Origin of the sequence: Limimaricola cinnabarinus (assembly GCF_047631075.1) — a bacterium.
In the GTDB taxonomy this organism is placed as follows: domain Bacteria; phylum Pseudomonadota; class Alphaproteobacteria; order Rhodobacterales; family Rhodobacteraceae; genus Limimaricola; species Limimaricola cinnabarinus.
This window is the reverse complement of sequence record NZ_JBLHYX010000041.1, coordinates 1-9,860: the sequence shown is the minus strand read 5'-3', so window position 1 is coordinate 9,860 and position 9,860 is coordinate 1. Positions and strand designations below refer to the sequence as shown.

The 9,860-nt window shown below is 66.1% G+C and carries 4 protein-coding genes; 1 reads left to right on the top strand and 3 read right to left on the bottom strand.

The features are described 5' to 3' along the window. Positions 1 to 66: 66 nt before the first annotated feature. From ACJASC_RS17350 to ACJASC_RS17340, 3 genes are all read right to left on the bottom strand, one after another. On the bottom strand, positions 67 to 5,088 hold the full coding sequence (locus ACJASC_RS17350) for a DUF6923 family protein (RefSeq protein WP_415147107.1): 5,022 nt from the start codon (positions 5,086 to 5,088) through the stop codon (positions 67 to 69). 251 nt (positions 5,089 to 5,339) lie between these two features. Further along, positions 5,340 to 7,859 carry a hybrid sensor histidine kinase/response regulator gene (locus ACJASC_RS17345; protein ID WP_415147106.1) on the bottom strand — a complete coding sequence of 840 codons (2,520 nt, stop codon included), beginning with the start codon at positions 7,857 to 7,859 and terminating at the stop codon, positions 5,340 to 5,342. Then, positions 7,856 to 8,338, bottom strand: a complete 483-nt coding sequence (locus tag ACJASC_RS17340) for a putative pterin-binding protein (protein WP_415147105.1) — start codon at positions 8,336 to 8,338, stop codon at positions 7,856 to 7,858. Before ACJASC_RS17340 ends, ACJASC_RS17345 begins: the two co-directional genes overlap by 4 nt. Before the next feature lie 233 nt (positions 8,339 to 8,571). Here ACJASC_RS17340 and ACJASC_RS17335 point away from each other — a divergent pair, with 233 nt between their 5' ends. Beyond that, positions 8,572 to 9,294: a lysozyme family protein gene (locus ACJASC_RS17335; protein ID WP_415147104.1), complete on the top strand. Its 723-nt coding sequence runs from the start codon at positions 8,572 to 8,574 to the stop codon at positions 9,292 to 9,294. Positions 9,295 to 9,860: the final 566 nt, after the last annotated feature.

The following is a 9,860-nucleotide window of genomic DNA, read 5'->3' as shown; positions in this document are numbered from 1 at the left end:
ATCACCATATCGGCCCGCGGCTTCTGGAATGCCGCACAACGAGGCCTGACAGAAGACCGCACTCGATCACATGCCAAAAGGGTCAAAAACTATTTGCATCACGGGCGGCAACCACAGAAGTGTCCCGGTGTAGCTGTCGTCGAGCGCGTAGGACCAGCGGCCATCCGCCGCGATCTCGGGGCTGGCCAGCAACGCCCCGCCCGCGTCCAGAAGCCGCAAGGTTCCGGCCTGAGTGCCGGTCTCGCCGCCGTTCCGCACACCGTCATGCGCAGTACCGCCATTCCTCCCGTCATCCAGGATGAGTCGCCCCGAAAGAAGGCGCGTGCCGATCTCGAGCGTGATCTCGACCCGCGCCTCATCATCGTCGGCGCGCCCGTCGCCCAGATCGTCGATGCTCGTGCCGCTGGCCGGATCGCTATCTAGATCGGGCAGGGAGCTTTCGATGATCTCCACCTCGTTGATATGCGACCCGGTCTCCAGAACCCGCACCCGCACCGTCAGCCGCTCCGTCGCTCCGGAGAGGATTTCGTCGACGAACCACAGGCCGGTCTCGGGGTCATAGAAGTCACCGGTCGCGGGCGCGTCGTCGCTGACATAGGCAAATCCCGTCGGGATCTTCTCGATCACCCGGACGTTCGATGGCGATCCGGGGCCGTCATTGGTGACTTCGACGACCCAGTCGATCATGTCGCCGGGCGCGGCGGTGGTCACGGGCGAGGTGGTGCCCGCTTGAAAGGCGCTCTTGGTGATGGAAAGATCGCTGAATTGCGGGTCGAAGCCGAAATCGTAATCGACGGCAATGCCGGAACTGTCGGGCCGGGCCCCGACGATCGGGTTCGAGGTGCCGATCTGGGAACCGGAGGGCAGGTCCGGATCGGTCACGTCCACCTCAAGGCGGTAAGTGCTGGCCGCGGGCAGCCCGGTGAAAGCATAGGTGCCGTCCGCGTCGGTGTCGGCCGTCGCGACGAAGCTGTCATCCGTCAGATCGTTGGGGGTGCCGTTGTCGGTATAAATATCGATACGAATGCCCCCCCCGAGATTGGTCTCCGACGCCTCTTTCACATCCGAGGCGTTCTGATCGACATAGATGTTGCCGCCCAGACCGCTCAGCGGCACGGGGGAGGGGCCGCGGCACGACGCGCCGTCGTTGATGCCGCCTTCGTCCTGCACGCTTTCGGCCAGAAACTGGCGCGAACCGGTGGTGGTGTCGATCAGGTAGATGATGTTGGTGTTGTTGTCATAGGCATACATGCGCCCGTTCTCGTCGAAGAAGACGGCCCCATAGGTGCCGGTGTAGATGGCGGGCCCGAACTCCACCACCACGGTGGTGCCGGGCAGCCCGCCATTCGCGGAGGCGCGAAACAGCCGGTCGGTGGTCGAGTTGATGCCATAGATCACCCCGTCGATCGGGTTGGAGGCAAAATCGACGGTGTTCACCGGCTGCGTGAGGTTCAGCGTGCCCAGATCGACGGGCGCGGTCGGATCGCTCAGATCGAGAAGCTGCCAGGTTGACTGATCGATCTTGTAGACCATCGTGCCGTTGGGGAGGATGTCGCCCGCATTGCTGCCATCGGCGGCGGTGTTGGGGATGTCGACCAATCGGGTGAAGGTGCCGGTCCCGTCCACGCGCCACAATTCGCCCTTGCCACTGCGCACGCCGTAGATGTAGCCGTCAAGCTCGTTGTAGCCCCACCCCGCGTTGACGTTGTTGTTGGTCGTACCGAGGGTTTCGAGGTTCAGCGTATAGCCGCTCGGACCTTGGCCGAACCGCATCCGCTTGAGTGTCGAATCCTTGGTGGCGATCTGATAGAGGCCGTTGTCGCAGACCACGGGCGGGTCGTCGTTCGACACGGTGATCTGATAATCCTCGACCTCGCCATCCAACGCGACCGTCACCATGCCTTCGGTGGTCGAGAAGCGGAACCGCGCGAAGGTCGGCAGCAGGGTCGCGTCGGCGGGCACAGCGACGTCGAACTTGATCTCGCCGTTGAAGGCGCCGTCCTTGTCGCCCGCCTCGCCGTCGCGCAGGTCGGCGGCGATCCGGTCGCTTGCGTCGAACACGCCGTCACCGGCGAAATCGATCCAGGCCGAGAGATAGGCGACCCCGCCCGTCAGGGTGCCCGCGCCGCCGGTCACCTCGTTGACGGTCACGGTGATCTCGCTCGTGCCCCCGGCAAAGAGACCGGGCATGATCACTCCATCTTCATCATCATTGCCGTCGAGATCATCGCCGCTGGCATCCGGGCTCGCCTGAGAGGCGGCCTCGGGGTCGGGGGGGATCGCGCCGAGATAGGTGCCCGACACTCCGGCATCCGAAATAATGTGCAGCGGGTCGCCATAGCTCGCGGGCGCGTCGCCGCGGTCGACCAGTGGTGCAGCGGCGATATTGATCGGATAATCCTCGACCTCCCCGTCGGGGGCGGGGGCGGTGATGCCCAAGGTGGATGCCGACGACCAGCGAAAGCGCGCGAAGGTCTGGTCGAGCACGGCATCGCCCGGCACGATCACCTCAAAGGAGATCACCCCGTCGCCCGCCGCCGCATCCGCTCCGGTACCGTCATCGGCCAGATCGAGCGCGACCTCCTCGGCGGTGCCTTCCTCCAGCACGCCGTTGCCGTTGTAATCGATCCAGCCCGACAGACGGCCTCCCGCCCCGGTCACCTGGGTTTCGACCGTGGCGAGAAAGCCCTGAACCAGCGGTGGAATTTCCACCCCGTCATCATCGTCCGACCCGGCATTGGCGTCGTTGCCCGGCCCGGCATCACCTGTCACGGTATCGCCCAGACGAAAAGTCGCTGTTGCGCCAGCCGCATGCAGCGCGTCGCCATAGGCCGAGGGCGCATCGGTGAAGTCGGCGCAGGCCTGGACGTCGGTAAGCTGCATCGCGCCCGCGAAGTTCGCCCCGTTGGCCTGACGCGTGTCATGGGTGATCACGATCCGGTCGACCGGCTGGCCAAAGCCCACGAGGACGGCGAAGTTTTCCGGCAGCGCTGCGGTGGAGAAGGTGCTGTCGCGCTCTCCCGAGACCGAACCGTCGGCGTTGGCCACGCGGCGCATCGGTGCCGAGATCGGCCCGTCGGCAAGCGCAGGCTGGACCCGGACGCCGCCAAGCTCGCCATGGATGGTGACGGACTCGTCGAGGTCGAGGCTCGTGGCGTAGAAGCGGATGGCGCTCATCGGGGTGTCGAAGGCGACCTCCACCCGCGCATATTGCTGGCTCAGCACAGTGGCGCCGCCATAGGCCGATGCGTAGAGCTCGTTGCCGGTGCCGATCGCGGCCGGGCGCAGCGGAGACGCATTGCTGCTCGCCGTGATGGTGCCGCTGACGCCATAGCGCGAGAAGGCGCTGGGGATGCCGATGGCGGCCGGGGCATCGCTGCCCCAATCCACGAGGGAGAAGCGTTCGCCCGTGCAGATGGGCATGACCGCGACCGGGGCGGCGGTGATGGCGGCGGTGACGCTGTCGCTGTCGGCGCCGCCCTCGGCGCTGCTGTTGGCGGCACTGGCAGTAACGGTGCCGGTCGCGGCGGAGGTCAGGGCGGCGTCGAACTCGATCGCGCCGCTGCCCAGCCCGTCGAGCGTCGCCATGGTCCCGAGCGCAAAGCTGCCCGGACCGGGTGTGCCCGCGGGGCGGATGTCCTCGCCTTCCACGACGCGGAAATTCGAGGTGCCCGCGATTTCGGGCGGCAAGGTGACTTGGGTCTGCACGTTGGTCGTGGGGCTGAGGGACGTGTTCACATAGCTGACACGGTAGGTCAGGGTCGCGCCTTGGGGGATATCGCCACCAGAATAAGGCACGCCGTTCACTGCCGTGATCGAGATGTTGATATGCAGATCCTCTGGGCCTGCGGGCGAGATCGCCGAGCTGCCGGCGACCCAGTAGCGCCATGGGTTGTCGTTGCCCGCGGAGGCCCCTTCGGCCGAATCGCCGCCATGCCCTTCGGCATTGATGTATCCAAGCTGCGACAGGTCGGTGACCCGCAGATCCATGACGGCATAGTAGGTTTCGCCTTCGGCGATGCCGCCGAAGGCATAGCGCACCGCATTGGTCGCGGCGGGCAGGGCGGTGGCCGCGCTGTCATTGAGCGCGAAGCCCTCGGTCGTGTCGGTACAGGCGACGACCGTGTTGACCCCGGGGTCCAGGGTTTCGGGAAACACCGAGCCCGCCCCGGTCGCCGGGCCGTCGGGACCGGCAAGCAACGGATCGTCGGCGCGGCACGAGCCGGGATAGCTGATCCGGTTCCAAGGACCCGTGGTGCCGTAGCGGTCCCAATCCGTGCCCGAGTCGGGGCCCGCCACCGGGCTGCCCGCTCGAAACGGCGTGGCCCCGCGGCCGCCGGTGATTGTCGTCTCCTCGGTGACGGTAAAACCATTGGGGTCGATGTCGCCGCCGGAGCCAAAGGCGTTGATTTGCACCGCGTCCCACTTGTTGTGGACCCGCGCCGTGCCGCTGCCGCCGACCGAGGACCAGGGCGTGTCGTTGGTGGGATTCACCAGATAACCGTTTTCGAGCGTGGCGATGGGTGCCCCATTGGCGAAAAGCGCGGTGTCGGCGCGGGTGGAGTAGAAGATGCCGGTGTCGCCGTAGATATAGGCCAACCCCGCATTGCAGTCGGCAATCGAATAGCCCGCCGCTTGGCACTGGGTCGTGTCGGAGGGATTCCAGCCTTCGGGCGAGATGTCAAAGACCTGCTGTCCCTTCGGGCCCCACCCCTTGGAAACGCCCGAGCCGGTGCTGGCTTGGGCGGGCCGCGCATCGACGGGCGTGCCAGCCGCGTCGGTGATGTAGGTGCCCACCACCTCTGTGCCCGGCGGCACATAGATCGTGGCATAGCCGCCCGGCCCGTCCAGCGTGCCGGCCGTGATGACCGGAAAATCGGCGATGACCGAGATCACGTCGCCCACCGAGAGCGGCGCCTCGCCCCCCGCGATCCGGTCGACGATCGCCTGGCGCGACGTCGCAGTCAGCGCGATCCCGCCCCCCCCGAGCCATGCCCCATGCGCCATCACGCTCACCGCGAGCACGAGCCAGGCGAGAAGGCCGAAGCTCCAGCGCAAGAAATGCCGACGGGCTCTGGTGTGATGCATGGTGACTGTGCTCCAGCAGGATCGCTCTGAAAATGGCCTTGCGGCGTTGCCTTGCTCGTCCTCGCGACGGACGGATTACGGGCAATTGTCGCAAGAAATGGTCAACAAATCCTGCAATCTGGGGGAGCATTCCGGCTATGCGGCGGCATAGGTCCCTGTGCGCTTGGGCCGCGCCTGAGGGAGGTTGTAGGTCTTCACCATCCCGGCCCGGAACGTCCGGGGGATTGATCGCCGGATGACAAAGATCAGGTTCAGGCGGGCTGTGGCTGTTGGCGGAGCAGGGCGCGGGCGTGAGCGTCGGCACCGCGCAACAGCCGGTCCAGCCGGTCGACATCGATGAGAGTTTCGTCGGTCTCGATCTCGGCAAATTGGCGGCTGAGCCCACTCATGCCGAGCATGGCGGCCCCCCCCTTCATGCGGTGGGCGAGATCGGCCAGATCGGAACCGGGCGCGTCGCTGTCGATCCGGCGCGCCATGTCCTGCCACTCCTTCAAGAGCCCGTCGAGCGCGCGTTCGACGCTTTGCGGCCCGACCGTTTCCACCAGTTCGGCCAGCACCTCGTCGTCGAGATCGGCCTCCTGCAGGTCAGGTTCCGGGACATGCTCTCCCAGCAGCCCGGCAAGGGTGGTGAAGCGCAGGGGCTTGGAAAGGACGCGGTCCATTCCCGCATCCGCGCCAAGGGCACAGATCTCGGACGATGCATGCGCGGTCAGGCCGATGACGGGGATCTCCCCAAGCGGGGGAGAAAGACGCCGTATCCGCTGCGTCGCCTCCAGCCCTCCCAGAACCGGCATCTCGAAATCCATGAGCACGAGATCGAAGCCGCGCGGCAACAGGTCGAGCCCTTCTTCGCCATGCTCGGCCTCGGTGACGCGGTGGCCGAGGCGCTCGAGCATGCCGCGCAGGACCAGCCGGTTGATCGGGTTGTCCTCCACCACGAGGACCGACAGCGGCGCGGTCGCGCAATCCGATGCGTCAGGGGTATCGGCGGCCTCTGCCGGGATCTCGGCAAGCCGGACCCGGGGCAGGGGGAGGGTCAGCTCGAAGCGGCTGCCCTCACCCTTGGCGCTGAACGCCACGAGATCGCCGGACATGAGCCGCGCGAGACGCCGCGAGATAGCGAGGCCGAGCCCGTCGCTGCGGCTTTGCCGGCCTCCGGGCTGTGACTTGGCCACAAACTCCTCGAAGATCTGGTCGAGATCCTCGTGCCGAATGCCCACTCCAGTGTCATCGACCCGGATCGTCACGCCGGTCTCGCCTGCAATGGCGGTGACGCCGATCCCGCCTGAGCGGGTGAACTTTACGGCGTTGCCGATCAGGTTGGTGATCACCTGGCGGATGCGCTTCTCGTCGCCCTCGAACCAGCCTTCGGCCTCCAGCTCCACCGTCAGATCAAGCGTCAGCCCCTTTTCGGTGGCAAGAGGCGACAGGCCCGCATTCACCTGCCTGAGAAGCGGGGCCAGCGCGAAGGGCGCGGTTTCGATGCGCTCCTCGCCCGCCTCGATCCGTGTGATGTCGAGGGCTTCGTTGACGAGCTGCAGCAGCACCTCCGACGAGGCGAGGGCCACCTCGATATGGCGGTATTGCGCCGCATCGAGATCGGTGCGCCGCATGAGATCGAGCACGCCCATGATCCCGTTGAGCGGGGTGCGCATCTCGTGGCTCATCACCGACAGGAAACGCGATTTCGCCTCGTCTGCGGCCGTCGCGGCATCGCGGGCGCTGATCAACCGGGCCTCGCTTTCCTTCCAGTCGGAAATGTCGCGAAGATAGCTGATGAAGACCGGCCCGTTCGGCCCTTCGGTCGAGGTCAGGTTCATCTCCACCGGAAATTCTGTCCCGCAGCGGCGCAGAGCCTGCAGTTCCACCCGTCCGCCGCCGACGACCTTGCCTTCGCGCCGTGACAGGAAACGCGCCATGCCACGATCATGCGCGTCGCGAAAGCGCTGGGGAATGATGGTGTCGCGCAGGGAGAGGCCAAGAATTTCCTCCCGGCTCCAGCCGAAGATCTCTTCGGCGGCGGGGCTGAAATCGGTGATGCGGCCCTTGTGGTCGGCGCAGACGACGGCGTCGAGCGAGGCGCCGATGATCGAACCCATGCGGCGCGCGCTCTGGCTCAGGACGGCATCCTTCTCAAGCACGCGGCGCCGCTGATGATCGTTCGAGAGCAGCATCACGAACATCGCCGCCAGCAGGCCCAGACCCACGGCCATCGTCAGTTCCGCCTGACGCTTCATGCCGTGACGGTGCGCTGCGCTGTCGAGCAGAGCCTGATCAAGCCCATGCAGCGCAAGCTCCCGGATCAGCGGTTGCAGCTGGTTCAGCCCCTCGGCGGTCGCCTCCAGCGATTGCTGCGAAGTGGCGTCGGCCAGACGCGCGTCGATCCGCGCGCTCGTGGCGGCGATCCGGTCCAGCAGCGCCGCCGCCTCGGGATCGTCGTAAAGGCGAGCCATCTCGCCCTCTTGTAACAGATTGATACGGCTCAGGAATATTTCGAACCGAAGTCGTGTGCGGCCGGGATTGGCCGCCTCGGACAGCCGCGCTTCGAGGATCTCGCGCCGCAAGTTGGAGGTTTCGAGCTCCATCTGCGCGAGGTTCCATTGCAGACTGTCGCTCTGCGCGGTTTCGAAATGCCGCATCTGACGCGTGAGCGCCATGCTCAGGGTCAGGACCACGAGGAAGATCACCCCCAGCCCCAGCAGCAGCCCCGCCCTGATCTTGGGGTTGTACTTGGCAAAAGCACTTGTTCCCTCAAAATGGGCGATGCTCATTCGGACACCCGCAATTGGCCAAGCTGCCAGATGCTGCGCGCGTAGATGGCTTCGGTCCGGTAACGGATATCCTCGTCATAGGGGTAGACGAGCCAGTAGGGGCCTTTGTCCCGAACTGCCATCACCTTGCCATCCATGCGGGTCGCCACGATCGGGCGCGTGTCCTCGATCTCGTCGAGGGGGATCTCGACCTTGTAGTCGTTGAGGGCCACGAGTTCGATACGGGTGGCGTCGTCGCCGATCCCGGCCCGATCGAGCAGCACGGCGAGCGGCACCCCGGAAAAGCGCGTCTCCCCTTCCGTCCACAAGGTGCCGGTGACGAAGCTTTCCTGCGGCATCGCGTCGAGATCGGCTAGATCGAGGTGAAGCGGCGCGTCATCCTTCGTGGCGATCACGAGCGGAATATCCAGCGGCTGGGAGGTCGCGTTTCCTGCCGTCAGGGTCAGAGCGAGAAGAATGGCGATTGTCGGCCTGAACATGCAGAGCGCTCCTGTCTTTCACACTCTCAGGCTGCGGTGTTTCTTTCCGCCATGCGACCCATCTTAGGTTGCGATGCATGACCGTCCGGATAGGTGCGCCTGTCCGATCATACTATGCCACCGCTTGCCGCCCCTGCGGCGGACCCTTGCGCCTATGCCCCCGAGCGGATGCCGGCCTCTCTCGTGGCGTGGCACGCTGAACGCGACGTCGCACCCAAGGCACGAGGTTCGCCATGAGATTTGGCCCTTCCAAAAGCCTCGTGGCGCTGGCCGTCTGCCTGCTGCTGCCTTGTTCCGGCGCGTTTGCCGACACCGGATTGCGCGCAGAGCTTTTCACGGCCTACGAGACACCGGCCTTCTTCGCCGAGGGGCGCGATCCCTTCTTGCAGGACGGCACCCGGCTCGAATTGCGCCAGCGTGCCCGGGCGAGCGCCGCGCAGGTCTCCGGCCGTGTGGATGACGCGCTGCCTATCTTCGGCGGAACGGCAAAGGCGCGGCTCCTGTCCCTCATCGCCGCGGCCGAAGCGGGTGGCGCGGGCTACGACGCGGTGCAGCATGGCGCCCGGCATCGTCCCGCCCGGGCCCCCACGCGCATGACCCTGCGGGACATATTCGATTGGGTCGCCGCGACGCCCGGACAGCCCCATGCCATTGGCCGATACCAGTTCATTCCGGCCACCCTGCGCGGGCTCGTCCGCCGCTCGGGCCTGCCCCTCGACACGAGGTTCACACCGCATACGCAGGACCGCCTCGCCGATCTCTTGCTGGCGGATGCGGGGCTCGCGCGATTCGAACGCGGCGCGATGGACCGCCGCAGCTTCATGAACAATCTCGCGCGGATCTGGGCGGGACTGCCCGCCAGCCATGGCCGCTCGCATTATCACGGCGTCGCAGGCAATCGCGCCACGATCAGCTGGGCCAGCTTCGAGCGTGGGATCAGCGCGATCTACCGCTAGCGCGAACCCGTTCCGTTCCGCCATGGCCCCATCCCGCCGGATGGGGGCTTTCTTGCGTGCCATGACCGTATGCGCTCCCCTTCGATGCCGCGCGGCGTCAAAACAGTGCTGTCGCTTCGGACGTCACTCATGAAGCTGAAGGCAAGGACGCTGCGAAGCGCTGGGCGTTGTCTCTCAACGGCTGAGCCGTCCGCCTGTCCGAAACTCCAACTGGTCGCGATGGGACATGCCGCCCCGATGCCGTTCGCCGGTCGTCCGACCTGGGGCACCGCAAGGCCGGAGGATTCGGCCCGGCGCTGGGGCGGCGGAGGCCTCAAGGGCCGCGACGTCCAGAGACAGGAGGCGGAACGGCGCAGGGGCCGCTGCGCAGATGCGGCGGCCCCTGTCTCCAGACCCGAAACGACTGATGGATCAATGGTCTAAGAAGGCTTCCAAACGCTCCCACAGCCTTTCACCCAGGGCCATTCGCACTCGGACATAGGCTCCGTCGTCATGGAGCGCCTCGGCGCCTTTCGGGGTTCGGCGGGTTGCGTTGTATCCGACGGAGATCATCGCGCCGTCGCCGA